24 protein-coding genes and 4 pseudogenes are annotated in these 23,471 nt (G+C 68.5%); 9 read left to right on the forward strand and 19 right to left on the reverse strand.

Translation table 11 applies throughout. The features are described from left to right. Positions 1-62: 62 nt before the first annotated feature. Positions 63-929 (reverse strand): flagellar motor stator protein MotA, encoded by an 867-nt coding sequence (motA, locus tag AC07NN_RS02505; protein WP_494637560.1) that lies wholly within the window; start codon positions 927-929, stop codon positions 63-65. Between the two features lie 136 nt (positions 930-1,065). Between motA and AC07NN_RS02510 the strand changes: the two genes are divergently transcribed. Next, positions 1,066-2,379 carry an MFS transporter gene (locus AC07NN_RS02510; protein ID WP_494637561.1) on the forward strand — a complete coding sequence of 438 codons (1,314 nt, stop codon included), beginning with the start codon at positions 1,066-1,068 and terminating at the stop codon, positions 2,377-2,379. A 151-nt stretch (positions 2,380-2,530) separates the two neighbouring features. Here the strand turns inward: AC07NN_RS02510 and fixK are convergent, their stop codons facing one another. Then, complete coding sequence (gene fixK, locus AC07NN_RS02515; RefSeq protein ID WP_494637562.1) at positions 2,531-3,187, reverse strand: transcriptional regulator FixK; 657 nt, start codon at positions 3,185-3,187, stop codon at positions 2,531-2,533. 156 nt (positions 3,188-3,343) lie between these two features. Here fixK and AC07NN_RS02520 point away from each other — a divergent pair, with 156 nt between their 5' ends. Further along, positions 3,344-3,652, forward strand: coding sequence for a nucleoside transporter (locus AC07NN_RS02520; protein ID WP_494637563.1), 309 nt, complete (start codon positions 3,344-3,346; stop codon positions 3,650-3,652). A 50-nt stretch (positions 3,653-3,702) separates the two neighbouring features. Here AC07NN_RS02520 and fixJ read toward each other — a convergent pair whose 3' ends face one another. Both fixJ and AC07NN_RS02530 read right to left on the reverse strand, forming a co-directional pair. Continuing rightward, positions 3,703-4,317, reverse strand: a complete 615-nt coding sequence (fixJ, locus tag AC07NN_RS02525; RefSeq protein WP_494637564.1) for a response regulator FixJ — start codon at positions 4,315-4,317, stop codon at positions 3,703-3,705. Further along, complete coding sequence (locus AC07NN_RS02530) at positions 4,310-5,800, reverse strand: PAS domain-containing sensor histidine kinase (protein ID WP_494637565.1); 1,491 nt, start codon at positions 5,798-5,800, stop codon at positions 4,310-4,312. The genes fixJ and AC07NN_RS02530 overlap by 8 nt, the downstream gene beginning before the upstream one ends. Before the next feature lie 107 nt (positions 5,801-5,907). On the opposite strand from AC07NN_RS02530, the gene AC07NN_RS02535 reads away from it, so the two are divergent. Both AC07NN_RS02535 and AC07NN_RS02540 read left to right on the forward strand, forming a co-directional pair. After that, positions 5,908-6,009 (forward strand): hypothetical protein, encoded by a 102-nt coding sequence (locus AC07NN_RS02535; RefSeq protein WP_494637566.1) that lies wholly within the window; start codon positions 5,908-5,910, stop codon positions 6,007-6,009. A gap of 225 nt (positions 6,010-6,234) precedes the next feature. Continuing rightward, complete coding sequence (locus AC07NN_RS02540) at positions 6,235-6,861, forward strand: hypothetical protein (protein ID WP_494637567.1); 627 nt, start codon at positions 6,235-6,237, stop codon at positions 6,859-6,861. A 137-nt stretch (positions 6,862-6,998) separates the two neighbouring features. On the opposite strand, the gene AC07NN_RS02545 is transcribed toward AC07NN_RS02540, so the two are convergent. From AC07NN_RS02545 to cydD, 3 genes and pseudogenes are all read right to left on the reverse strand, one after another. Next, complete coding sequence (locus tag AC07NN_RS02545; protein ID WP_494637568.1) at positions 6,999-8,540, reverse strand: amino acid ABC transporter ATP-binding/permease protein; 1,542 nt, start codon at positions 8,538-8,540, stop codon at positions 6,999-7,001. A 14-nt stretch (positions 8,541-8,554) separates the two neighbouring features. Further along, positions 8,555-8,740 (reverse strand): annotated as a pseudogene (locus AC07NN_RS02550) (hypothetical protein); the annotation flags it as partial. Continuing rightward, positions 8,737-10,368 carry a thiol reductant ABC exporter subunit CydD gene (gene cydD / locus AC07NN_RS02555; RefSeq protein WP_494638175.1) on the reverse strand — a complete coding sequence of 544 codons (1,632 nt, stop codon included), beginning with the start codon at positions 10,366-10,368 and terminating at the stop codon, positions 8,737-8,739. The gene cydD and the pseudogene AC07NN_RS02550, both read right to left, overlap by 4 nt. Before the next feature lie 123 nt (positions 10,369-10,491). Between cydD and AC07NN_RS02560 the strand changes: the two genes are divergently transcribed. The 5 genes and pseudogenes from AC07NN_RS02560 (at position 10,492) to AC07NN_RS02580 (ending at position 14,260) form a co-directional block, all read left to right on the forward strand. After that, on the forward strand, positions 10,492-12,057 hold the full coding sequence (locus AC07NN_RS02560) for a cytochrome ubiquinol oxidase subunit I (protein WP_494637569.1): 1,566 nt from the start codon (positions 10,492-10,494) through the stop codon (positions 12,055-12,057). 109 nt (positions 12,058-12,166) lie between these two features. After that, positions 12,167-13,318 (forward strand): cytochrome d ubiquinol oxidase subunit II, encoded by a 1,152-nt coding sequence (gene cydB / locus AC07NN_RS02565; protein ID WP_494638177.1) that lies wholly within the window; start codon positions 12,167-12,169, stop codon positions 13,316-13,318. A 14-nt stretch (positions 13,319-13,332) separates the two neighbouring features. Continuing rightward, positions 13,333-13,452: a cytochrome bd-I oxidase subunit CydX gene (gene cydX, locus AC07NN_RS02570; RefSeq protein WP_035043223.1), complete on the forward strand. Its 120-nt coding sequence runs from the start codon at positions 13,333-13,335 to the stop codon at positions 13,450-13,452. A gap of 27 nt (positions 13,453-13,479) precedes the next feature. Next, a pseudogene (locus tag AC07NN_RS02575) lies at positions 13,480-13,636 on the forward strand (hypothetical protein); the annotation flags it as partial. Between the two features lie 171 nt (positions 13,637-13,807). Further along, complete coding sequence (locus AC07NN_RS02580; RefSeq protein ID WP_494637570.1) at positions 13,808-14,260, forward strand: chemotaxis protein CheW; 453 nt, start codon at positions 13,808-13,810, stop codon at positions 14,258-14,260. A 180-nt stretch (positions 14,261-14,440) separates the two neighbouring features. Here the strand turns inward: AC07NN_RS02580 and AC07NN_RS02585 are convergent, their stop codons facing one another. The 12 genes and pseudogenes from AC07NN_RS02585 to AC07NN_RS02640 form a co-directional block, all read right to left on the reverse strand. Next, on the reverse strand, positions 14,441-14,917 hold the full coding sequence (locus AC07NN_RS02585; protein WP_494637571.1) for an ASCH/PUA domain-containing protein: 477 nt from the start codon (positions 14,915-14,917) through the stop codon (positions 14,441-14,443). A gap of 190 nt (positions 14,918-15,107) precedes the next feature. Beyond that, positions 15,108-15,797 (reverse strand): ribosome biogenesis GTP-binding protein YihA/YsxC, encoded by a 690-nt coding sequence (gene yihA / locus AC07NN_RS02590; protein WP_494637572.1) that lies wholly within the window; start codon positions 15,795-15,797, stop codon positions 15,108-15,110. Then, positions 15,797-17,650 (reverse strand): membrane protein insertase YidC, encoded by a 1,854-nt coding sequence (gene yidC, locus AC07NN_RS02595; protein WP_494637573.1) that lies wholly within the window; start codon positions 17,648-17,650, stop codon positions 15,797-15,799. The genes yihA and yidC overlap by 1 nt, the downstream gene beginning before the upstream one ends. A gap of 7 nt (positions 17,651-17,657) precedes the next feature. Further along, on the reverse strand, positions 17,658-18,095 hold the full coding sequence (rnpA, locus tag AC07NN_RS02600; protein WP_494637574.1) for a ribonuclease P protein component: 438 nt from the start codon (positions 18,093-18,095) through the stop codon (positions 17,658-17,660). 93 nt (positions 18,096-18,188) lie between these two features. Beyond that, the gene (gene rpmH, locus AC07NN_RS02605; protein WP_012284717.1) at positions 18,189-18,323 is read right to left on the reverse strand and encodes a 50S ribosomal protein L34; all 135 of its coding nucleotides are present in this window, start codon (positions 18,321-18,323) and stop codon (positions 18,189-18,191) included. 110 nt (positions 18,324-18,433) lie between these two features. Continuing rightward, a pseudogene (locus tag AC07NN_RS02610) lies at positions 18,434-18,519 on the reverse strand (hypothetical protein); the annotation flags it as partial. Between the two features lie 37 nt (positions 18,520-18,556). Then, entirely contained in the window at positions 18,557-19,552 is a 996-nt protein-coding gene (locus AC07NN_RS02615; protein ID WP_494637575.1) for an NADPH:quinone oxidoreductase family protein, read from the reverse strand. Positions 19,553-19,649: 97 nt separating this feature from the next. Further along, positions 19,650-20,696 carry an alpha/beta hydrolase gene (locus AC07NN_RS02620; protein ID WP_494637576.1) on the reverse strand — a complete coding sequence of 349 codons (1,047 nt, stop codon included), beginning with the start codon at positions 20,694-20,696 and terminating at the stop codon, positions 19,650-19,652. A 48-nt stretch (positions 20,697-20,744) separates the two neighbouring features. Further along, entirely contained in the window at positions 20,745-21,380 is a 636-nt protein-coding gene (locus tag AC07NN_RS02625) for a TetR/AcrR family transcriptional regulator (protein ID WP_494637577.1), read from the reverse strand. Between the two features lie 52 nt (positions 21,381-21,432). Next, entirely contained in the window at positions 21,433-22,884 is a 1,452-nt protein-coding gene (locus tag AC07NN_RS02630; protein WP_494637578.1) for a flavin-containing monooxygenase, read from the reverse strand. A 116-nt stretch (positions 22,885-23,000) separates the two neighbouring features. Continuing rightward, positions 23,001-23,091 (reverse strand): annotated as a pseudogene (locus AC07NN_RS02635) (hypothetical protein); the annotation flags it as partial. Continuing rightward, positions 23,092-23,343, reverse strand: a complete 252-nt coding sequence (locus tag AC07NN_RS02640; RefSeq protein ID WP_494637579.1) for a DUF2164 domain-containing protein — start codon at positions 23,341-23,343, stop codon at positions 23,092-23,094. It lies immediately after the preceding pseudogene. Positions 23,344-23,471: the final 128 nt, after the last annotated feature.

A 23,471-nucleotide genomic window follows, 5' to 3' on the forward strand; every position in this document is an offset into this window, starting at 1 on the left:
ACGAGGCGCTAATGCCCGCGCCAGAGACTCTACAAGCGACGCTAACAGCGCGCTCGTAAACGCTACTCGTTCGGGATCTGCGACAGCGCCTCTTCCAGCTCGGCGAAGCTGGGCTGGGCGGAGCTGGGCACGTTGCCGCGGCCGATCTCGACCGAGATCTGGGCGGCGTTGCCGTGCAGGTGGGCGACGAGAACGGCCTGGATGATCTTGTAGAAGGCGTGGTCCTCGTCCAGCACCGCGCCCAGGCGCGTGGCCATCGGGCCGACCAGGCCATAGGCCATGAACACGCCCATGAACGTACCGACCAGAGCGCCGCCGATCATGCCGCCCAGGACGGCCGGCGGTTCGGTGATCGAGCCCATGGTCTTGATGACGCCCAGCACGGCGGCGACGATACCCAGGGCGGGCAGGCCGTCCGACAGCATGGTCAGGGCGTGGGCGGCCTGGTGGGCCTCGTGGTGGTGCTTTTCGAGCTGCTTCTCCATCGCGTCCTCGACCTGGTGGGGATCTTCCAGGTTCATGGTCATCATCCGCAGGGTGTCGCAGATGAAGTCGACGGCGAAGTGGTCGTGGGAAATCTTGGGGTAGCGCGAGAAGATCGTGCTCTCGTGCGGCTTTTCGATGTGGGCTTCCAGGGCGATGACGCCCTTGGACTTCATCGTCTTGGTCAGCAGGAACAGCAGCGACAGCAGGTCGCGATAGTCCTGCGGCTTCCACTTGGGGCCGGCGAAGATCTTGCCGAAGCCGCCCAGGGTGGCCTTGATGACCGTCATCGAGTTCGAAATCAGGAACGCGGCGATGCCGGCGCCGCCGATGGCCATCAGTTCGTGCGGCGCGGCGTGAATGATCACGTCCATCTTGCCGCCCGAGATGATGTACGAGCCGAACACCAGGCCGAAGAGCAGGACGATGCCGATGATCTGGAACATGGTGGTAGGCCGAACCCCGAGTTTGACGGCGCACTATCGCGGTTAATGATTAATCCAAGGTTCTCACACTTCTGACGGGCGGACTGTGACCCGCGACACATTGCGCCGGCCTCGCGACGGGTCTAACGGTCGTTTGATGACTGGGGAGCTCAAAGGGACTCGGATCGACCGAGGCGCGTTCGCCATCCTCTTCGGCGTGTCGGTGGCGACCGCCCTGGGGAACAACGGCATGTTGTCGGTGCTGCCGGCGATCGGCCGGCAGATCGGCATTCCCGACGCCATGGTCGCGGCGATCTTCTCGCTGTCGGCGGTGCTGTGGGCGATCACCTCGCCGATCTGGGCCCGCCAGTCCGATATCCGAGGCCGCAAGCCGCTGATCCTGCTGGGCCTGGGCGGGTTCTGCGTGTCGATGACCCTGTGCGCCATCGTCGTCTCGGCCGGCCTGCACCACCTGGCGCCGCCGATGGTGATCTTCGTCCTCTTCCTGCTGTGCCGGGCGCTGTTCGGCGGCTTCGGCTCGGCGGCCAATCCGGCGACCCAGGCCTATATGGCCGAGCGGACCAGTCGCGAGGAGCGCACCCAGACCATGGCCACCCTGGCCGGCGCCTTCGGCCTGGGCACCGTGGTGGGGCCGCTGCTGGCGCCGATGTTCGTGCTGCCGATCGTGGGCCTGGCCGGGCCGATGTTCGCCTTCGCCATCATCGCCGCCGTCATGATGGTGATCGTCCAGCGCGGCCTGCACGAGACCTTCAAGCCCGGACGCGGCGAGACGCCGCCGCGCCGCCGGATGGGCCTGCCCTGGCGTGGCGGCGGCGCGGCGCTCTGGCGCGACCCGCGCCTGAAGCCGTTCCTGATCTTCGGCTTCCTGGTCGCCTCGTGCCAGACGGCCCAGACCCAGACCCTGGGCTTCCTGATCATCGACAAGCTGGGCCTGCCGCCGATGAAGGCCCAGGGCTTCATCACCCTGGCCATGGCCGCCGGGGCCGTGGCCGCCCTGCTGGCCCAGTGGGGCCTGATCCGCATGTTCCGCATGGGTCCGCGCGAGCTGATGCGCTGGGGCGTGGGCTGCGCGGCCCTGGGCAACATCATCGTCGCCTTCGCGCCCGACTACGCGGCCGTCGCCATCGGCTACGCCATCGCCAGCCTGGGTTACGGCTTCGCCCGGCCCGGCTTCACGGCCGGAGCCTCGCTGTCGGTCGACGCCAAGGACCAGGCCGGCGCCGCCGGGGCCATCGCCGCGATCAACGGCCTGAACGTGGTCGTCGCACCGCTGTTCGTGCTGCTCTACGAGAAGATCGGCTGGGGACCGTTCGTGCTGAACGCCCTGATCCTGGCGGCGCTGGTCGGCTATGCGCTGCGGCAGACGGTGCTGCGCTCGATCAACCAGGGCGGCGCGACGGAAGAGGCGACGATCGCGGGGCTGGAGCGGTCGGACGAGGGGGGTGTTTGAGGGCCTTTCCCTCTCCCCCTTGCGGGAGAGGGTGGCCCGCGAAGCGGGTCGGGTGAGGGGTTTCACTCCGCTATCCGCATAGGCCTTTCGACCCCTCATCCGGCGCTGCGCGCCACCTTCTCCCGCAAGGGGAGAAGGAGTTCCTGACCCCTCAGCTCACCATCCGCTCCAGCGCCCGCCGATCCCGCAGCACCACGTGCCTGACAGTTGGGAGCTGGATCAGTCCCTCCTCCTGCAAGGCCGTCAGCGTCCGCGACACCGTCTCGATGGTCAGGCCCAGATAGTCGGCCATGTCCTGGCGGCTCATCGGCACGTCCAGTTCGGCGTCGGCGTGGGTGCGCTCGGCGATGTCCAGCAGCAGGCCGACGACGCGCTCCTGCGCCGAGCGGCGGCCCAGCATCAGCACGTGGTCCTGGCTGCGCTGCAGGCCCTCGGCGGTCAGGCGGAAGATGGCTCGCGCCGCGTCGCCGCGCCGGGCGGCCAGGTCGCTGAGCGCCCGGCGGCGGATCATGCGGACGCTGGCGTCGGTCAGGGCCTCGGCGGTGACGCGGTGGGCCTCGCCGATCTCGAAGCCGAAATAGTCGCCGGCGAAGTGGAACTCGTCGATCTGCCGACGGCCGTCGCGCAGGATGCGGTAGGTCCGCACCGCGCCCGAGACCACCTGGTAGACGTAGTCGGCGGTCTCGCCCTCGCCGAAGATCTCCTCGTCGCGCGAGAAATGCGGGCAGGCGGCGGGGATGGCCAGGACGGGATCCAGGGCGCCGTCCAGGGCGATGGGCGCGGTGTCGAGGCGGAGCGGAGACAGCATGGAAAGACCCTTCTGTTATTAGGGTCTTGCGCCTTTTCCCGGGGCCGCGAAATTCGGGAGCCGCGCCTAAGGAAGCCCCCTTACGCGGGGATGCGGGTGGCGACGGTTTGAGCCGGATCAAGGCGACGGGACCCGGCCGCGCCGATCTTCGCCGCCATGTCCGAGGCTCCCCTGATCCTGCTGCTCGTCGAGGACGAGCCCCTGCGCGAGGCCCTGCGCTTCTCGCTGGAGACAGAGGGGTATGTGGTGGGCACGCGCCCGGATGGACGGCCGGCGGCGGCCGTGGTGGTCGATGATGGCGGCGGGGTCTGGCCCGAGCCGCTGGAGGGGCGGCCGGTCATCGTGCTCACGGGGGACGCCGAGCGGCTGCTGCGGCGTGGGGTGCGGGGCGTGAGCCTGGTGGAGAAGCCGCTGCTGGGGGATGTGCTGAGCGAGCGGCTCAGCCAACTCATCAATCCAAACTAATCGCGTCATCCCGCGCATAAAGCGCGGGATGACGGGTGAGAGGGAAGGCCTTAGCCGCCCCGCACCGACAACGTCATCCGCACCAGCGCCGCCAAGTTATCCGCCTGCATCTTGGTCATCAGCTTGGCGCGGTAGATCTCCACCGTGCGCGGGCTGATCCCCAGCTCGCGCGCGATGACCTTGTTCGCATGGCCGGCGACAACGCCGTCCAGCACCTGGCGCTCGCGCTCGGACAGGGTCTCGAGGCGATGCAGGATGGCGGCCTGGTCGTCGGAGACCGGGGCGGCCTCGGTGGCCTTGGTGGCGCGGCCCAAGGCGTCCAGCATGCGGGCTTCGGAGAACGGCTTCTCGATGAAGTCCACTACGCCCGAGCGCATGGCCTCGACCGCCATCGGGATGTCGCCGTGGCCGGTGATCATGATGATGGGCATCTTGACCTTGAGGGCCGCCAGGCGGGCGACCAGCTCCTGGCCGCTCATCTCGGGCATGCGCACGTCGGTGACGACGACACCCGGCTTGGCGGTCGGCAGGGCGTCCAGGAAGGCCGGGGCGCTGGCATAGGCCACGACCTCGAAGTCGGCCGACTCCAGCAGGAAGGCCAGGGACTCGCGGGCGCTTTCGTCGTCGTCGACCACGTGGACGACAGCGGCGGGAACGTCACTCATCGACGGACTCCTTCAGACGGTTCGCCGGCTGCTCGGCCGGCGGCAGGGTGAAGCGGAACAATGCGCCGCCGCCCGGATTGGCGTCGGCCCAGATGCGCCCGCCGTGCGCCTCGATGATCGAGCGCGAGATCGACAGGCCCACCCCCATGCCCTGCGGCTTGGTGGTCATGAATGGCTGGAACAGGCGCTCGCGGACGTCGTCGGCGATGCCGGGGCCGTTGTCGGCGACGCTGACCAGGGACCAGCCCTCGGCGGTCACCGAGGTGGCGATGGTCATGGCCTTGCGGCGCGAGCCCTGCTCCTGCATGGCGTCGATGCCGTTGCGGATCAGGTTCAGCAGCACCTGCTGCACCTGGACGCGGTCGGCGAACACCGCATCGGCGGCGGGATCCAGGGTCAGGCGCACGTCGACCTGACGGTCCTTCTCGCCGATCAGCGCGAGCGCCGAGGCTTCCTCGATCAGCTTGGACAGGCTCTCGACGGCGCGCTCGCTGGCGCCCCGGCGGACGAAGTCGCGCATGCGATGGATCACCTCGCCGGCGCGCAGGGCCTGGGTCGCGGCGCGGTCGATGGCGTCGCGGACCTTGGCCTGGTCGGCCTCGCGGCCCCGGTCGATCAGGCGGCGCGAGCCGGTCAGGAGGTTGGCGATGGCCGACAGCGGCTGGTTCAGCTCGTGGGCCAGGGTCGAGGCCATCTCGCCCATGGCCGTCAGGCGCGAGACGTGGACCAACTCGTTCTGCAGTTCCTGCAGGCGGGTCTCGGTCTCCTGGGTTTCGGTCAGATCGCGGATGAAGCCGGTATAGGAGGGCGCCGCGCCCTTGGTCTCGCCGACCGCCAGCTCCATGGGGAAGGTCGAGCCGTCCTTGCGCACCCCGACCACCACCCGGCCCATGCCGATGATCCGCTTCTCGCCGGTGCGGTGGTAGCGCTGGATATAGCCGTCGTGGGCGGCCGCGTGCGGTTCGGGCATCAGGATGCTGACGTTCTTGCCCAGCACCTCGTCCGGGGTCCAGCCGAACATCCGCTGGGCGGCGGGGCTGAACGAGGTCATGGCGCCGGTCCGGTCGATGACCACCACCCCGTCGGGCACGGTGTCGAGGATCGAGCGCAGGTGGTCGTTGATCGCCGCCGCCCGTCGCCGCGCGGCGTGGAACCAGCCGCCGCCCACGGCCATGCCGAAGCCGACCGACAGGAAGATCGCCGCCGACAGGCCGCTGACCAGGTCGAACGGGATGTCCCGCGTCACCCACCAGACGCTGCCCCAGGCGAAGGTGGTGGCGAAGCACCCGGGGGCCAGACCGCCCAGCGCCGCGCTGACCAGTACGGCCGGCACGAACAGCAGGAACGAGGACGGCGCGGTAAAGGCCTCCGGCAGGTACAGGCGCGCCACCGCCGTCGCCATCACGGCCGCGAAGGCCGCCAGATAGGCGGTGGGGTGGGGATCGCTGAACAGGGTCGAGGACAGGCCCCGGGCCGGCTTCATGAGGACTCCAGTTGTCGGTTCTTATAGCCGCCGGGCTTTGACCAAGGTCAAGGCGGGGTCATTGCGTAGGTTCGATCCTGGGCTCGCCAATCAAAGGGAGAGTTCGAATGACGGGCGGGCAAATGGCGTATCTGGGTCTGGTGATCGCGGCCTTCACGGTGTTCGCCGTGGTGCTGTTCACGACCTACATCCGGGTGAACATGAAGTAGGGGAGCGGTCCCAAACCTCCGATCTCCCCGGCGAATGCCGGGGCCCAGATTCATCCGGAAGGGCTGGGGTGTTCGCGCTCCTCGGCCGCGCCAAGGCCTCCAACCTGGGTGGGTTCGATCTGGGCCCCGGCATTCGCCGGGGAGATCGGGAGGAATGGCGCCTGACAGAGCGCCTTCATTGCCGCTATTCCATCCCTCAGGGAAGCTTCACGGCGGGGACCGGTAGTGAGCGCGTTCGAGTTCTTCTTCAGTTTCTACGGCCTGGTTCTGGGCTTCTCGGCGGCCGAGCTGGTCGGCGGGTTCGCGGGGCTGGTCCAGCGGCGCAAGACCGTCCGCTTCGGCCACCTGACGATCCTGCTGGCCTTCTTCGTCGCCATCGACATCGCCACCTTCTGGAACCAGGCCTGGGTGATCCTGCGGTTCGCGCCGTTCAGCTTCGCCCTGCTGATCCTGGGCCTGGTTGTGGCCAGCACCTTCTATGTCGCCGCCAGCCTGGTCTTCCCGAAGGACCCGCCCGAGGGCGCGCACCTGGACGACCACTTCTGGCAGAACCGCAGGATCGTCCTGCTGTGCGTGCTGGCCGCGAACCTGGCCATGGTCGCCGTGTTCGTGGCCCTGACCCTGGGCACGGGCGAATTCAAGGCGGTGTTCCGGCCGGGGCTGTGGATCGGCCTGGCGGTCTTCACCGTCTTCACCCTGGTGGGCGCCCTGGCCAAGCGGAAGGGCGTGGTCACCGCGGCGCTCGTGATCCTGTTGGCCTATCACGGCCAGACCATCGCCCGCTCGGCCCTCGCGCTGGCCCAGGGCGGTGGCTGGACGGTGATCCAGAGCAAGGCGCCGAAAGGGGATTAGTCCGCGCCGGCCGAGGAGCCGAAAACCCCGTCCTTCGACAAGCTCAGGATGAGGTTTTCTACGCATACGGCGCTGAGATTAGTCCTCACCCTGAGCCCGTCGAAGGGCGAGGACGGACCCACGGGTGGCAAGCAAATCTAACCCATCCGCACCACCCGCCCGCAGATCGTGGCCGGGGCGGGGCGGTGGCTGACCAGCACCAGGCCTTGGCCGGTGCGTTGCAGCCGCGCCTCCAGCCGTTCCACGACCAGCGCCTCGGTCGCCGCATCCAGGCCCTCGGTCGGCTCATCCAGCAGCAGCCAGGGCGCGTCGCGCAGATAGGCGCGGGCCAGGGCCAGGCGTCGGCGCTCGCCGCCGGAGAGCCGCTCGCCGTCGTCGCCGAGCCAGGCGGCCAGGCCTTGCGGCGCGGCGCGGATGCGGTCGGCGAGGGCGGCGTCTTCAAGGACTGTCCAGAGCTGGTCGTCGGTCGCCCGAGGCGCGGCCAGGCGCAGGTTCTCGCGCACCGTTCCGGCGATCAGGCCGGCGTCCTGCGGCAGCCAGGCGAAGGCGGCGCGAGGCAGGGGCGAGGGGGTGTCGCGCAGGCCCAGCAAGGTCTCGATCGCGGTGGTCTTGCCGCAGCCTGACGGGCCGACGACGGCCAGGCGCTCGCCGGGGGACAGGGTCTGGCCGAGCACGGTCAGGACGGGCGGACCGTCCGCCGGGATCTCGGCGGTGTGGGGACGATGGCGCAGGATTGCGTCGAGCCGCTCGCGGGCCTCGGTGGCCGCGCCGTCCTGGTCGAAGGCGTGGGCGAGGCCGGCCAGGGCGTCGACGCTCATGGCGGCGGCCAGCCCCGCCAGGGCGGCGAGGGCTGGACCCGCCGGCGCGGCGGCGGCCACGGCGGCGGCGACCGCAACGCCAAGGATGGCGGCCTGGCTGGCCAGGATCAGGCCCTGGGCGCGGGCGGCCTCCAGGCGGGCGGCGTCGAGGTCGGCGGCCCTGGCGTTCAGGGTCTCGCCGGCCCAGGCGTCCAGGCCGTAGGCGCGCAGTTCGGCCGAGGCGGCGACCAGCGACGCGGTGGTCTCCTTCAGCGCCCCGACCCGGGCCTGGACGGCGGCGCGGGCGGGGGCGGAGAAGCGCTTGGCCAGGGCGCGGGCGGTCAGCAGGGCGGCTGCGGCGGCGGCCAGGATCACCAGGGCCGGGGTCCACCCGGCGAGGGCGGCCATCACCAGACCGGAGGCCAGGCCGGCGACGGCGCTCCAGGGGGCGGAGAGGCGGACGAAGCGGGTCTCGATGGCGTCGACGTCCTGGACCAGGCGGGCCGAGGCCTCGCCGCGCGACAGGGTCAGGGACTGGGTGACGGGCGCGGCGGCGAGACTCTCGAACACCGCCGGGCGGATCGTAGCCAGGGCGCGTAGGGCGGCGGCGTGACCGGACAGGCGCTCGCCGTAGCGGGCGGCGGTGCGCAGGATGGCCAGCAAGCGGATCAGGGCGCTGGGGATCAGGACGTTGAAGGCGTGAGCGGTGGCCAGCCCCGCCGCGCCGGCGATGGCGCTGGCGACGATGAACCAGCCGGAGAGGCCGAGTAGGATCGTCGAGGCCGCGCCGACGACGATGGCGCTGGCGAGGGCCAGCTGCAGCGCGCCGGCGCGTTCGCGCTTCTGGGCGCGGATGAGGAGGTCGAGGGGGGAGGAGGTCATCGAATGACAACTCCCCAATCCATCACCCCAAAACTCCTCGTCATTCCCGCCCTTGTGGCGGGAACCCCTGGTTCAGCTGGCACGTGAGACGCAAGCGAACCGCCAGCGGTTCGCCCCTCCCGCCCTTGCGGCGGACAGAGGGGTTCCCGCCACAAGGGCGGGAATGACGGATGTTTTGAAGGAGGTGCGAAAGATTTCACAGCCGCACCACCTGATCCGCCAGCGCCGCCACCGCTTCGGAGTGCGTCGCGATCAACGTCGTGCGACCTTTCGCGGCCTCGCGGATCGCGGTCAGCAGCGCCGCCTCCGCCGCCGTGTCGAGGTTCGCGGTCGGCTCGTCCAGCAGCAGGATCGGGGCGGGCTTGAGCAACGCTCGCGCCAGGGACAGCCGTCGACGCTCGCCGCCGGAGAGTCCACTGCCGCGCTCGTCCAGCACGAAGTCGAGGCCGCCGGGCCGGTCGAGGATCAGGCCCACTGCATGTGCCGCCGCCTCGATCTCGGCGCGGGTCGCATCACGTCGCGAGAGGGCGATGTTGTCGGCGGTCGAGGCCGGCAGGATCAGCGGCGACTGCCCGGCCCAGGCGATTTCGGACGATAAGTCCGTACACGGAATATTATCGACCAGGATGCGCCCGCCGGTCAGCGGGGCCAGGTCCAGCAGAAGGTTCAGCAGGGTGCTCTTGCCCGCGCCGGACGGGCCGACGAGGGCCGTGATGGTCCCTGCCGGAGCGGTGAGGTTGAAGCCGTCCAACGCCGGCGCGTCGGCGTCGGCATAGCGGACCGTGACGCCCTCGAAGCGGATGGTCGGGGCCTTGGCCAGCGGCGTCGCGGCAGGCTTCGGCGCGGGCGCCTCGAACGTCGCCAGACTGGCGGCTGCGGCTTCGGCCGCCTGCCGATCGTGATAGGCGGCGGCGAGGCGGCGCATCGGGGCGTAGACCTCCGGCGCCAGGGCCAGGACGAAGAAGGCGCGCTTGAGGTCCAGCTGTTCGGGGACCGGGAAGGGCAGCAGGCGCAGCAGGTTGAAGCCGCAATAGACCGCCACCAGGGCCACGGACAGGGCGGCGAAGAACTCCAGGGCCGCCGAGGAGATGAAGGCCACGCGCAGCACCTTGATGGTTCGTTCGGCCAGTTCGGAGGCCGAGCGCTTCAGGGCGGCGGTGGTCGTCCCCTCGGCCTGGAAGGCCAGCACCACGGGCAGGGCGCGGACGCGGTCCAGGAACAGGGCCGACAGTCGCTCCAGGGCCAGGAACTGGGCGCGGGCCTCGGCGGCGGCGGCCGTTCCGGCCAGCACCATGGCCAGGATGAAGGGAACCAGGGTCGCCAGCAGGATCGCCGCGCAGATCGGGCTGGCGAGGGCGGCGACGGCGATCAGGGCGAGGGGCAGGACGGCGGCCGTGGTCTTGGCCGGGAGGAAGCGGGCGACATGGCCGTCCAGCGCCTCGACGCCTTCGACCAGGGCGGTGATCGCCTCGCCGGCCGGACGGCGCGGGCCGGCGAACACGGCGCGAGCGATCTCGGCGCGGACTTCGACCTTGGCCTCGGCGGCGGCCTGGGCCCCGGCCTCGCCGGTGGCGCGGGCCATCAGGCCCCGCAGGGCGCTGGAGACCGCGACCAGGAGCAGCCAGCCGAGCAGCGGCGGGAATCCGCGCCGCTCGAGAATCGCATCGATCGCCAGGGCCAGGCCGGCCGCGAAGCCGATCGCCGCCAGGCCGTCCAGGAGACCGAACGCCTTCGCCCGGCGCATCGTGGGCCAGCGTTTCCGGCTGAATCGATCAAGCCAGGCTCGGGACGTCGAAAAACGATCAATCTGTACTATGCCGGCGCCCATGGGTTGAGTGTAGGCTGCATCCATCCGCAAGCCTTGATCCCGATCAAGGACCGGGCGGTTACGACGGTCTAGGGCAGGGCTCTCGAGCGGCGTGATCATCGGCCGTTCGTCTCGGAGCTGTCCATGGACCCCGCCGTCATCGACCTGTCGCGTCTCCAGTTCGCGCTCACAGCCCTCTACCACTTCCTGTTCGTGCCGCTCACCATCGGGCTCAGCTTCCTGCTGGTCATCATGGAGAGCATCTATGTGATGACCAAGCGTCCGATCTGGCGGACCGTCACGCGCTTCTGGGGCGTGCTGTTCGGCATCAACTTCGCCATCGGCGTCGCCACCGGCATCACCATGGAATTCCAGTTCGGCATGAACTGGTCCTACTACTCGCACTATGTCGGCGACATCTTCGGCGCGCCGCTGGCGATCGAAGGGCTGATGGCCTTCTTCCTGGAGGCGACCTTCGTCGGGCTGATGTTCTTCGGCTGGGACAAGCTCAAGCCCGTCAGCCACCTGTTCGTGACCTTCATGGTGGCGCTGGGCACCAACCTGTCGGCGCTGTGGATCCTGGTCGCGAACGGCTGGATGCAGAACCCGATGGGCGCGGCCTTCAACCCCGACAGCATGCGCATGGAGGTGACCAGCTTCCGCGACGTGCTGTTCAACCCGGTGGCCCAGGCCAAGTTCGTGCACACGGTCAGCGCCGGTTACGTGATCGCCTCGGTGTTCGTGCTGGGGATCTCCGCGCTGTACCTGCTGAAGGGCAAGTATGTCGGCGTCGCCAAGCGGTCGATGACGGTGGCGGCGGCCTTCGGCCTGGCCTCCTCGCTGTCGGTCGTCGTGCTGGGCGACGAGAGCGGCTACGCCCTCACCGACAACCAGAAAATGAAGCTCGCCGCCCTTGAGGCCATGTGGGAGACCGAGGCCGCCCCGGCCGGCCTGACCGCCTTCGGCATTCCGGACCTGCAGGCGCGCAAGACCCACTACGAGGTCAAGATCCCCTACGTCCTTGGCCTGATCGCCACCCGCAGCTTCGACAAGCCGGTGGAGGGCATCTTCTCGCTGGTCGCCAAGGCCGAGACCCGGATCGAGAGCGGCATCGTCGCCTATGGCGCGGTCGAGGCCTTGAAGGTCAATCCGCAGGACATGACCGCCCGGGCGACCTTCGAGCAGCACCGCCGCGATCTCGGCTATGCGCTCCTCCTGAAGCGCTACGTGCCCGATCCGCGCCAGGCGACGCCCGACCTGATCAAGAAGACCGCCTGGGACGCGGTGCCCAACGTGCCGGTGATGTTCTGGAGCTTCCGGATCATGGCCGGGATCGGGGTGCTGATGATCCTGCTGTTCGCCACGGCCTTCACGCTGGTGACCCTGCGCAGGCACGACAGCAAGTGGTTCCTGGTCCTCGCGGTCATGGCCCTGCCGCTGCCGTGGATCTCCACCGAGCTGGGCTGGGTGCTGGCCGAGATGGGGCGTCAGCCCTGGGCGGTGGACGGCGTGCTGCCGACCTTCCTGTCGGCCTCCAGCCTGTCCGTGCCGCAGCTGATCACCAGCATCGCGGTCTTCACCCTGCTGTACGGCGCGCTGGCCGTGGTCGAGGTCGGCCTGCTGGTGCGCGCCATCAAGAAGGGCCCGTTCGCCCAGCACGACCCCGTCCCGGACGGGGAACCCGCTGAACCCGAACCGGCCGTGGCCTAGGGCTTTCGACGATGGGATCGCCGCAAGCCCTAGCTCTTTGTTTTAGCGCATTTTCTTCACGCGAACCGGAATCCACTTCGCTCGAAAATGCTTTGAGGAGGTCATGCTGATGGAACTCCCCGTCGACTTCGCCACCCTGCGCGTCATCTGGTGGGCCCTGGTGGGCATCCTCCTGATCGGCTTCACCCTGACCGACGGCTTCGACATGGGCGTGGGGGCCTTGCTGCCCTTCGTCGCCAAGGACGACGCCGAGCGCCGCATGGTCATCAACACCGTGGGCGCGACCTGGGAAGGCAACCAGGTGTGGTTCATCCTGGGCGGCGGCGCGATCTTCGCGGCCTGGCCGTTCGTCTACGCCATCAGCTTCTCGGGCTTCTACCTGGCCATGTTCGTGGTGCTGGCCGCGATGATCATGCGGCCCGTCAGCTTCAAGTACCGCTCCAAGCGGCCTGGCGCGCGCTGGCGGTCGTTCTGGGACTGGGGCCTGTTCGTCGGCGGCTTCGTGCCGGTGCTGGTGTTCGGGGTGGCCATGGGCAACGTGCTGCAAGGCGCGCCCTTCCGCCTGGATAGCGACCTGCGGGCCTTCTACGAGGGGGCGTTCATCGGCCTCTTCTCGCCCTTCGCCCTGCTGTGCGGCCTGCTGTCGGTGTCGATGCTGGTGCTGCACGGCGCGGCCTGGCTGACGGTCAAGGCCGAGGACGGTCCGGTCACCGAGCGCGCCCGCCGCATCGGCGAGATCGCCGGCCTGGCCAGCATCGTGCTGTTCGCGGCCGGCGGCTTCTGGGTCGCGTTCGGCGGCATGGGCTTCCGGATCGAGGGCTTGGCCGATGCGGCCGGTCCGTCGAACCCGTTGCGCGGCGCGGCCGCCGTGCGGGCCCCGGGCGCCTGGCTCGACAACTACAGCCGCCACGGCTGGATGCTGACCGCGCCGATCCTGGGCTTCGCGGGCGCGGCCCTGGCCCTGGCCGGCATGCGCTGGAACAAGGCCTGGGCGGCATTCGCCGGCTCTTCGGCCTCGGCCCTGGGCATCGTCGCCACCGTGGGCCTGTCGATGTTCCCGTTCATCCTGCCGAGCAGCTTCGACCCGCGCTCCAGCCTGACGGTGTGGAACGCCTCGTCCAGCCACCTGACCTTGTTTGTGATGCTGATCGTGACGGCGGTCTTCCTGCCGCTGATCCTGCTCTACACGGCGTGGGTCTACCGCGTGCTGTGGGGCAAGAGCACCACCGGCGCCCTCGCCACCAATCCCGACCTGTACTGAGGAGCTAGAAAGTCATGTGGTACTTCACCTGGATCCTCGGTCTCGGCCTGGCCGTCGCCTTCGGCGTGCTGAACGGCGTCTGGTACGAGTTCAACCTGTCGGACGACGGGGACGAGGGGTTGTCGGAGCCGTAGGGTAACGATCAGGGTTCCGCCTCCCATATTCTCCCGTCATTCCCGCCCCTGTGGCGGGAACCCCTCTATCGGCCGCAGGTGCGGGAGGGGCAGACTGCTGAGCAGTCCGCTTGCATCTCACGTGTCAGCTGAACCAGGGGTTCCCGCCACAAGGGCGGGAATGACGAATGAAGGGGGGGACTGGTGATTTTTCACCGCGCCTACGCCCATTCCGAGCTCCCGCGACATTTGACCGCGCCCCTTAAAGCTCAGCCTTAACGGTTGTTAAAGACGGCTCGGGCTTTTGTGGCATGAGCCCGAGAGCGCGTCGAACACGCCGCCCCGGGCCTGCTCATTACGACCCGGGGACCTGGCCATGACCGACAACACCGCGCCCGCGCTGGAACTGATCTCGTTCTGCATCGGCGAGCAGGAGTTCTGCATCGACGTGAAGACGGTTCGCGAAATCCGCGGCTGGACCCCGGCGACCCCGATCCCGCACGCCCCGGCCTATATGCGCGGCGTCATCAACCTTCGCGGCGCGATCATGCCGGTCATCGACCTGCGCAACCGCCTGGGCCTGGGCGTTACCATCCCCGAGACCCGCCACGTCATCGTGGTCGTCGAGTGCCAGGACCGCCTGGCCGGCATCCTGGTGGACGCCGTGTCGGAAACCTTCACCGTGCCGCGCGACAGCCTGCAGCCGGCCCCGGACGTCGGCGTGGAAGAGCTGCGCTACATCCAGGCCATCATCTCGATGGAAAACCGCCTGATCACCTATCTGCGCATGGACGACGTGTTCCCGGCCGTGATCCGCGAAGCGGCTTGATGCTGATTTCTCCTCCCCTCCGGGGGAGGTGGCCCAGAGGGCCGGAGGGGGCAGCGCGGCATAGACCGGCGATCGCCCCCTCAGTCGGCTTCGCCGACAGCCCCCCGGGAGGGGGAGCAGACAAAAGAAAAGGCCGCCGAGGGCAACCTCGGCGGCCTTTTCCTTGTCCGGTCCAGCGGATCAGCCCTTGCGGACGATCCGGGCGGCGGCGGCGTGGAAGCCGGCGTCGGCGGCGGCCAGGTCGGCCACGGCGCCGTGGCGGTCGGCGGCGACGCTCATATTGTTCTTGGTGTAGCTCTCCGAGACCTTGCGGGCTTCCTGGGCGCGCAGGGCGGCGTTGGAGGCGGCGGTCTCGTGCCATTCGGCCAGGCTGTCGGCGGTGACCTCGGCGGCGGCGTCCGGATGCGGCGCGACCTCACCGAAGCCGATGGCCACGAAGCCGTGGATGACGCCGTAGTCCTCTTCCGACAGCAGGAAGGTGATCTGACGCTCCTCGGCCTGGCCGGTATAGGCGTCCTCTTCCGGGTCGAACTCGCGCAGCACCAGGATGTCGCCGACCTTGAACTCGCGGTCGTTGCGGCGGATCTCGAAGCGCTTCTGGCCGGAGCGGACGGCGGCGAAATATTTGGGCCAGGTCTTGAGTTCGTGGCGGGTCATGGGCGGCGGACTTTTCTTGACGAAACGGGAAGCGGGCGGTTCTGGCGGGTGGAACCTAGCGCAGGGTTAATGGCAATCGAAAGGCTGTGGATGGCCGGCAACCTCGCCCTTCGACAAGCTCAGGGTGAGGTTTCCGGCGAATAGTTCAGTAGTCCTCACCCTGAGCCTGTCGAAGGGCGAGGACGGCTCCTCACTCGTCGATGCAGAGCCGAACGATCTCGGCCCGCAGCTCCGGCATGCCCAGGCCCTTCTCCGAAGAGGTGGCCAGCACGCGCGGGAAGGCCGCGGCGCGCTTGGCGATGGCCTTCTGGGTGTCGGCGACGACCTTGTCGACCTCGTGCGGCTTGATCTTGTCGGCCTTGGTCAGGACGATCTGGTAGGAGACCGCCGCGATATCCAGGGCGTCCAGCGCCTCCAGGTCGACCTTCTTCAGGCCATGGCGGGCGTCGATCAGCACGTAGACGCGCTTCAGGTTCGGACGGCCGCGCAGATAGGCGCGACCCAGGTCCTGGAACTTGTCGGCGATCGAGCGCGAGACGCGGGCGAAGCCGTAGCCGGGCAGGTCGACCAGGCGAACCTGTTCCGCCAGCAGGAAGAAGTTGATCTCCCGCGTGCGGCCCGGCTCGTTCGAGGCGCGGGCCAGGTACTTCTGGCCCACCAGCCCATTGATCAGGCTGGACTTGCCGACGTTCGAGCGGCCCGCGAAGGCCACCTCGGGCAGGTCCGTGGACGGCATGGTGTCCATACGGACCGCGCCCATGATGAACGAGACCGGCTGGGCGAAGAACACCCGCGCCGTCTCGATCTGCTCGTCCGTGAAATCGGCCGCGCCGGGCAGCAGGACCGGCGGTTCCTTGGGGAGCTTGGGTTCGTCGGTCATCAGGTCGCTTTGGCGGTTTCGCCGCGCAGTCGAGCCAGGATCTTGTCGATCGGGTTCTCGACCTGATAGCGGCGCATGATGATGTACTGCTGGATGATGGTCAGGACGTTGCTCCAGCACCAGTAGATCACCAGGCCCACCGCGAACTGCGACAGGGTGAAGGTGAAGACGATCGGGAACAGCTGGAAGATGCGCTGCTGGATCGGGTCGCCGGCCGGCGGGTTCATCGCCGTCGTCAGCCACATGGTGAAGCCGTACAGCAGCGGCCAGACGCCGATGTGCAGCGGACCGGCCAGGAACGAGCCGATCAGCGGCGCGGTCGCCGGATCCCAGGGGATCGCGCCGAACAGGTTGAACATCGTCGACGGATCGCGGGCCGACAGGTCCTGGATCCAGCCGAAGAACGGCGCGTGGCGCATTTCGATGGTGACGGTCAGCACCTTGTACAGCGAGTAGAAGACCGGGATCTGCACCAGCATGGGCAGGCAGCCCATCATCGGGTTGATCTTCTCCTTGGCGTACAGCTGCATCATTTCCTGCTGCTGTTTCGCCGGGTCGTCCTTGTGCTTGGCCTTGAGCTTCTCGACCTCGGGCTGGATCTTCTTGATCTTGGCCATGCTCTCATAGCTCTTGTCCGCCATCGGGTAGAGGACGAGCTTGAGCGCCACGGTCAGCAGCATGATGGCCAGGCCGAAGTTGCCGACCCAGCGGTAGAAGATCTCGAGAACGTTGAAGATCGGACGGGTGAACATGGAGAACATGCCCCAGTCCACGGCCCAGTCGAAGCGCGGGATCTCGGCCTTGCGGCTGTCCCAGAACTTCCACCAGTCGGGCGCCTGGCCATTATACTCGTACTTGCGCAGCAGCGGCACGGTCTTGGCGCCGGCGAACAGGCGGGTGGCCTGGGTGACCGTCGCGCCGGGGTTCAGCGACTGGGTCGGGCCCAGCACGTTGACGTCATAGATGTCGGTGCCGCTGACCTGGGTCACGCGGTACTGGGCCTTGATGGTCTGGTCCTGGCCGGGGATCAGGGCCGCCAGCCAGTACTTGTCGGTGATGCCCGCCCAGCCGCCGACCGAGTCGAAGGTGGTGAGGGGCTTGTCCTTCTTCCACTTGCCGTACTTGTTCAGCTCGAGCTTCTGGTCCTTGCCCGCGCCCAGCACGCCGATGGCGCCTTCGTGGACGATCTGGGTCTTGCCCAGGTGCTCGGTGATGCCCTGGCGCTGGACGCTGGCGTAGGAGGCCAGCTGCAGGCCTTGCGTGCCGTTGTTCTTGACGCTGTCGGTCACCGTGAACATCGCCTGGTCGTCGATGGCGATGACGCGGGTGAAGGCCAGGCCCAGGCCGTTGTCATAGGTCAGGGTGACCGGAGAGTTGGGACGCAGCACCTGGCCCGGCGCGGCGGTCCACACGGTGCGGCTGTCGGGCAGGCCGGCGATGTTGTTGCCGGCCCAGGTGAAGTCGGCGAACCAGGCGTGCTCCGCCCCTTCCGGGCGGAAGAGCTCGACCGGCGGCGAATTCTTGTCGGTGGTCTCGGCGTACTGCTTCAGGAACAGGTCGTCGATGCGGCCGCCCTTCAGGGCGATCGAGCCCGACAGCGTCGGGGTGTCGACGACGAGGCGCGGGCTCTGTTCCTTGGCCTTGGCGCGCGACAGGCGCAGCGGCTGCGGATTGCCGTTGGCGTCCAGGGTCACGCCGGGCGTGGCCAGGACCTTGGCCGCGGCGGCCTTCTTGGCCTGCATTTCCGCCTCGGCCTTCCGCTGTTGCGGACCGGCGTAGAGGAACTGGTACCCGATCAGGATCACGAACGCGCTGACGATGAACATCAGCGTGTTTTTGTTGTCGTTCTGCATGGAGCGGTTAACCGGAAACTTTGAGATCGGGTTGTTGGGAAGAGGCGGCTGCGGACGATCGGCCGGATGGAGGCTTGGGAGCCTTGGCTCCCCCGCGATCATACTCGGCGGCGAGGCTTATCAGCGCGGTTTTGACATCGTCAAGCAAACGCCCCCATTCGCGCGAGCCCGTACCGCCTCGCGCAATGAACACATAGTCGTGCGAAGGGCGCGCATGAAGGGGTAGCACCAGCCTCGCGGCCTCGCGGAGGCGGCGCTTGGCGCGGTTGCGATCGACGGCCCCGCCGATCTTCTTGGTGGCGGTGAAGCCGACCCGCACCGTGGGGTCCTCGTCGGACCGCTGGCGCATCTGGATGAAGACCGCGCCGCGCGACAGGGCCGGGGCCTTGGCCGCCAGCAGGAAGTCGGGGCGCTTGCGCAGCCGCTCGAACTTGAGTTCAGGCATGAAAAAAGCCGCCTTTCCGGCGAGAACCTGAAACCAGGTCTGTGGAAAAGGCGGCTTTGATCATCGTCTTACCTCCCGAGGGAGGAAGAGAAATTAGGCGGTCAGGCGCTTGCGGCCCTTGGCGCGGCGACGCGCGACGATCTTTTGACCGTTCTTGGTGGCCATACGCGCGCGGTAGCCGTGACGGCGGGCACGCACGAGCTTCGACGGCTGGAAGGTGCGCTTCACGACGTGGCTCCGAAAATGCAAAACGTTGGACGCGAACCTGGGGGCTCGCGAGTGAGGGGCGGTGGATAAAAGAACGGGGCGGGGATGTCAACCTGAGTCGGTTCAGGGACTTAGAGAACTTGCCCCCTCCGCGCTTCGCGCTCCTCCCCCGGAGGGGGAAGAAGGTCGGGGCCCGCTTCTTCCGCCCGCCTTTGGGGGCGGACGACCGCGAAGCGGTCAGGTGGGGGGGAGCCTTAGGGAACAATCACCGCCTTGCCCACCACCTTGCGCCCGCTCAGCAGCTCGAACGCTTCCCGCCAGCGCTCCAGCGGCAGCTGCGCATGCACATGCGGCCGGATCGTCCCCTCGTCGGCCATCTTCCAGATCGCCTGCGCGTTCTCGCGGCCCTTCTCGGGGAACTGCCGCCCATACTCCCCGGCCCGCACGCCCATGACCGAGAAGCCCTTGATCAGCGGCATATTGACCGAGACGTTCGGGATCCGCCCCGAGGTGAAGCCGATGACCAGCAGCCGGCCGTCGAAGGCGATGCAGCGGACGCTCTCGTCGAACACGTCGCCGCCCACGGGGTCGTAGATCACGTCGGCCCCGTGGCCGCCGGTGATCTCTTTCACCCGCTCTCGGAAGCCTCCGGTGACGTTGACGGTCGCGTCGGGGGCGTAGAGGGCCTGAAGCTGCGCCAGTTTCTCGTCCGAGGCCGAGGCGGCGATGACCCGCGCGCCCAGCGCCTTGGCGAGATCCACCGCCGCCAGACCCACCCCGCCGGCCGCGCCGTGGACCAGCACCCACTCGCCGGGCTCGACCCGCGCGCGGCGGACCAGGGCGACATAGGCCGTGAGATAGGCCGCGCCATAGGCGGCGGCCTCGGCGAACGATAGCCGCGCGGGCTTGGGCTTCAGGGCGGCGGCGGCCAGCACCGCATATTCGGCGAACCCGCCCAGCCGCGCTCCGCCGACCACGGCGTCGCCGATGTTCAGGCCGGTGACGTCTTCACCTAGCGCCGCGACCTCGCCGGCCAGGTCCAGGCCCGGCGTGAAGGGCAGGGGCGGTTTGAACTGGTACTCGCCGCGCGTCATCAAGAGGTCGGGGAAGTTGACGCTGGCGGCGCGGACGCGGACCAGGACCTCGCCGGGGGCGGGCGCTGGGGTGGCGACGTCACGGATGGCGCAGCCGGCGAAGTCGGGGGCCAGGTCCTCAACGACGAGGGCGCGCATGGTGGGGGGCGTGCTCAATCTTCTATCCCAACAAAGCCTGTCATCCCGGCCGCACCCCGGCGAAGGTCCCGGACAAGCGCTGTGCGCTTTCCGGGATGACACGGGTTGAGTGCGTTTAGGCTCGAGCCGCCTCGAACGTCTCCCGCACCAGCCCCGCGATCTCGCGACACGCGCCATCCGCCGCCGGAATGGCCCCCGTGAAGGCGGTGAACCCGTGCGCCAGGCTGTCGTAGCAGCGATAGCGCACCGGTACGCCCGCCGCCTGCAGACGCTTGGCATAGCCCTCGCCCTGGTCGACCAGGGGATCGAAGCCGGCGGTGGCGATGATGGCGGGGGCCAGGCCCGAGAGGTCGGCGGTCTTGTCCGGCGACAGGCGCGGATCGGCCGGGTCGGCGTCGGCGCTCATATAGTGGCCCATGAACCAGTCCATGGTCGCCTTGGTCAGCGGATAGGCGTCGGCATAGGTGGTCATGGACGGCGTCTCGCTGGCCACGTCCACGGCCGGATAGATCAGGATCTGGGCGGCCGGCTGCGGCTCGCCCTTGCGCTGCATCTCCTGGGCGACGATGGCCGAGAAGTTGCCGCCCATGCTGTCGCCGCCGATGGCCGGCGGGGCGGCCGAAGCGCCGAAGCGCCCGGTGTTGTCGCGGGCCCAGCGATAGACGGCCAGCACATCCTCCAGCCCGGCGGGGAACTTGTGCTCCGGGGCCAGGCGGTAGTCGACCGAGATCACGGCCGTGCGGACGATCCGGGCCAGGATCCCGCAGAAGGCGTGGCAGGTCTCCAGGTCGCCGATCACCCCGCCGCCCATGTGGGCGTAGACGATCAGCGGCGCGTCGGTGTCCTGGCTCTCGGGGCGATAGGCGCGGCAAGGGATCGGGCCGTTAGGACCTTCGACCGACAGGCTCTCGGTGCGGACGCCGGGCTCCAGCGGACCCTGCACGGCGGCCAGGCCCTTGGCGCTGCCGGCCACCGCCTCGGCGGGGCTGACCGACGACATCGGCGGCATCTTCTTGGCCGCGTGGGCGAAGAACTGGAAGCGGGGGTCCAGGGTGCGGCCGCCCTTGTAGACCACCCCGCCGCCCGACATGGCCCGCAGGACCGGGCTGGGCAGCGACAGGATCAGCTTCAGTATGGCTTTCTGGGTGGCGTCCGAGGCCATGGTTTCCCCACTCTCTGCTTCGCCTCTTGGGCGTTCTTGTTGTTGTTCTTAAAGTCTCGGCAGCGCCGGCAGGCCGCCCAGGATCAGCTTGACCGCGAAGTCCGCCGCGCCCTCGGTGTCGACCGGACGCCGCTCCAGCATCTTGTCGCCGATCTCGCGGGCCACCGCGATGCAGGCGGTGGTCAGGTAGTCGAGGTCCACGGCCGGCGCGTGCTCGCGCTCCAGCACCCGGGCGAAGGCCTCGTGGACCTCGTCGAACACGGCGACCACTTCGGGTGTCGAGCGGGCGTGCGGGATCTGCTCGCCGGGCGGGCGGTCCATCCGCCAGCTTTCCTGCTCGGTGGCCACGAAGTTGAAATAGGCCAGGATCGCCCCGCGCAGGAACGACTGGAAGTCGACGGCCTTCTCGGACTCGGCGCGCAGCAACGGGCGGAAGCGGCGGGCGCCGTCATCGGCCAGGGCGTCGAACACCTCCTCCTTGGACTTGTAGTAGTTGTAGAAGGTGCCCGAGGCCAAACCCGTGCGGCGGATGATGTCGCGCACGGTGGCGGCGTCGTAACCCAGCTCGCCGAACACCTCGCGCGCGGCGTCCAGGATCGCCTGGCGGTTGGCGGTCTTGGTGCGCTCCCGCTTGCCCGGCCGCTGGTCGACGTGGGGCTTGGGGAAATAGGCGATATTCGACATGGACCGCGACTCGGAGGCGGGACGTTCGTGACGCCCCGTCATGATCACAGCCTTACTCTGCGGCAAGAGGCAAGGCCTTCACGGCACATGGTTTGATAGGCAGCGGGTTGCCCTTGGCCTTGGCGCGCTTGATCCCCCGCTTAAGCTCCTTGCGCAGGTCGAAGGCGTAGTCCCCGCAATTGATCTGGATCGTGTGCCGGGCCGAGGCGACGTAGTGGGCTTTCACCCCCTGGTGCATGGCGTCGCGCTCGGCGGCCATGGTCGCCGCGTCCGGCAGGGCGTAGCGGCCGGTCAGATAGGCGGCGATCAGCTTCGACTGCTCCTCGGCGATCGGCATCATGGCGCACAGCGGCTGGACCAGGGCGACCATGAACAGGTTGTCGAAGCGCGGGTCGATCATCCGCTTCCACAGGGCGATGTCGTTGTCCGGCGCGTCCAGGGTGATGCTGTCGAAGAACGGGAAGGTGATCTTGTAGCCGGTGCACCAGATCACGGCGTCGGCCTCGATGCTGGTCCCGTCCTTGAAGAACACCTGCTTGCCGTCGAAGCGCTCGATGTCGGGCTTGATGGTCACGTCGCCCGAGCCGATGCGGTTGTAGAGCTCGTGGCTGATGGCCGGGTGTGACGCCCCGAAGTCGTGGTCGGGCTTGGGCAGGCCGTGGTCCTCGGGCCGGCCATGCACGGCGGCGATCTTCTTCTCGATGGCCTTGGCGACCATCTTGCCCGGCAGGATCCGCGACAGCAGCGGCGGGTCCTGGCTGGGGTGGTTGTTGAAGAAGTCCAGCACGTCGGCGCCGAAATAGCGCGGCACCACCCAGTAGCCGCGGCGCACCGACAGATAGACGCCCTCGGTGTTTTCGCGCCGACCCAGCTCGCAGGCGAGATCGAGGGCCGAGTTGCCGAAGCCGACGATCACCACCTTCTTGCCGCGCAGGTCGTGGGGCGTGGAGGGATCGATATAATAGTGGCTGTGCATCTCCAGCCCGGTGAACTGGCCGGGCGGCCTGGGATCGGGCCAACGGGGATCCCAGTGGTGGCCGTTGGCGACGCACAGGGCGTCGTAGAGACGCTTTTCACCGGTCTCCAGGGTGATCTCCCAGATGCCGTCGTCCCGCCGCTTGGCCCAGGTCACGGCGCACTGGAAGGTGATGCGATCGCGGAAGCCGAAGTGGTCGGCGTAGTCGTCGAAATACTTCGCGATGTGGGTGTGGTGCGGATAGTCGGGGTAGTCCGCCGGCATCGGGAAGTCCGAATAGGCCATCTTGTCCCGGCTGGTGTTGATGTGCAGCGAGCGATAGGCGCTGCTCATGCCGTTGCGGTTCTGGAACACCCAGTTGCCGCCGATCCGGTCCGAGGCCTCGAAGCAGTCGAACGGGATCCCGGCCTCGTGCAGCTGCTTGCAGGTTGCGATGCCGGACGAGCCGGCGCCGATGACGCAGACGCGCGGCAGGGCGGGATCGGGCGCGCGGGTCTTGGCGCCGTGGACGGTCGAGCCGTCGGCCATCGAGCTTCCTCCCGTCGCCTGCCGTGGCAGGGCGACTTATCGTTGTTCAGGAAGGATGCGCCGCTGGGCGGGGGCGTCAATGTTTACGCGAGGGGAGGATAGCTCGAGGAGCCGCAACCTCGCCCTTCGACAAGCTCAGGGTGAGGTTTCTACTGCGGCGCTCGAATAGTCCTCACCCTGAGCCTGTCGAAGGGCGAGGACAGGCCCTCAAAGCGGCTTCACCGGAACCTCGATCTCCCACACAGCCTCGCTGATCGCCTCCAGCTTCTCGCGGTACAGGGCCGAGGCGTCGTGGAGGCCCTGGTTGTAGTAGTACGGCCCCAGCCGCTCGCTGATGAAGTCGAGCAGGAACTCGGCGTCGAAGCCCTTCACGTCCAGATCGAGCTCTGTGCGCAGGTAGTCGGAGAGGCCGCCGACCAGCTTGGCGCGGGTGTCCTTGTCGAAGGTGATCTTGGGCATGGCGAATCCGGGTGCGAGGGCGGCTGACGCATGCGTAGCCCCCTCAGTCGCTCCGCGACAGCTCCCCCAGCGGGGGAGCAGACATCGCGCCTCTCCTCCCCCTCTGGGGGAGGTGGCCCGGAGGGCCG

The sequence above is a fragment of the Caulobacter sp. GW821-FHT09H08 genome (assembly GCF_059415885.1).

Excerpts from the sequence above, each read along its gene's own strand:
- motA (WP_494637560.1), bottom strand. The coding sequence starts at position 929 with ATGTTCCAGATCATCGGCATCGTCCTGCTCTTCGGCCTGGTGTTCGGC.
- AC07NN_RS02510 (WP_494637561.1), top strand. The coding sequence starts at position 1,066 with ATGACTGGGGAGCTCAAAGGGACTCGGATCGACCGAGGCGCGTTCGCC.
- fixK (WP_494637562.1), bottom strand. The coding sequence starts at position 3,187 with ATGCTGTCTCCGCTCCGCCTCGACACCGCGCCCATCGCCCTGGACGGC.
- AC07NN_RS02520 (WP_494637563.1), top strand. The coding sequence starts at position 3,344 with ATGTCCGAGGCTCCCCTGATCCTGCTGCTCGTCGAGGACGAGCCCCTG.
- fixJ (WP_494637564.1), bottom strand. The coding sequence starts at position 4,317 with ATGAGTGACGTTCCCGCCGCTGTCGTCCACGTGGTCGACGACGACGAA.
- AC07NN_RS02530 (WP_494637565.1), bottom strand. The coding sequence starts at position 5,800 with ATGAAGCCGGCCCGGGGCCTGTCCTCGACCCTGTTCAGCGATCCCCAC.
- AC07NN_RS02535 (WP_494637566.1), top strand. The coding sequence starts at position 5,908 with ATGACGGGCGGGCAAATGGCGTATCTGGGTCTGGTGATCGCGGCCTTC.
- AC07NN_RS02545 (WP_494637568.1), bottom strand. The coding sequence starts at position 8,540 with ATGACCTCCTCCCCCCTCGACCTCCTCATCCGCGCCCAGAAGCGCGAA.
- cydD (WP_494638175.1), bottom strand. The coding sequence starts at position 10,368 with ATGGGCGCCGGCATAGTACAGATTGATCGTTTTTCGACGTCCCGAGCC.
- AC07NN_RS02560 (WP_494637569.1), top strand. The coding sequence starts at position 10,492 with ATGGACCCCGCCGTCATCGACCTGTCGCGTCTCCAGTTCGCGCTCACA.
- cydB (WP_494638177.1), top strand. The coding sequence starts at position 12,167 with ATGGAACTCCCCGTCGACTTCGCCACCCTGCGCGTCATCTGGTGGGCC.
- cydX (WP_035043223.1), top strand. The coding sequence starts at position 13,333 with ATGTGGTACTTCACCTGGATCCTCGGTCTCGGCCTGGCCGTCGCCTTC.
- AC07NN_RS02580 (WP_494637570.1), top strand. The coding sequence starts at position 13,808 with ATGACCGACAACACCGCGCCCGCGCTGGAACTGATCTCGTTCTGCATC.
- AC07NN_RS02585 (WP_494637571.1), bottom strand. The coding sequence starts at position 14,917 with ATGACCCGCCACGAACTCAAGACCTGGCCCAAATATTTCGCCGCCGTC.
- yihA (WP_494637572.1), bottom strand. The coding sequence starts at position 15,797 with ATGACCGACGAACCCAAGCTCCCCAAGGAACCGCCGGTCCTGCTGCCC.
- yidC (WP_494637573.1), bottom strand. The coding sequence starts at position 17,650 with ATGCAGAACGACAACAAAAACACGCTGATGTTCATCGTCAGCGCGTTC.
- rnpA (WP_494637574.1), bottom strand. The coding sequence starts at position 18,095 with ATGCCTGAACTCAAGTTCGAGCGGCTGCGCAAGCGCCCCGACTTCCTG.
- AC07NN_RS02620 (WP_494637576.1), bottom strand. The coding sequence starts at position 20,696 with ATGGCCTCGGACGCCACCCAGAAAGCCATACTGAAGCTGATCCTGTCG.
- AC07NN_RS02625 (WP_494637577.1), bottom strand. The coding sequence starts at position 21,380 with ATGTCGAATATCGCCTATTTCCCCAAGCCCCACGTCGACCAGCGGCCG.
- AC07NN_RS02630 (WP_494637578.1), bottom strand. The coding sequence starts at position 22,884 with ATGGCCGACGGCTCGACCGTCCACGGCGCCAAGACCCGCGCGCCCGAT.
- AC07NN_RS02640 (WP_494637579.1), bottom strand. The coding sequence starts at position 23,343 with ATGCCCAAGATCACCTTCGACAAGGACACCCGCGCCAAGCTGGTCGGC.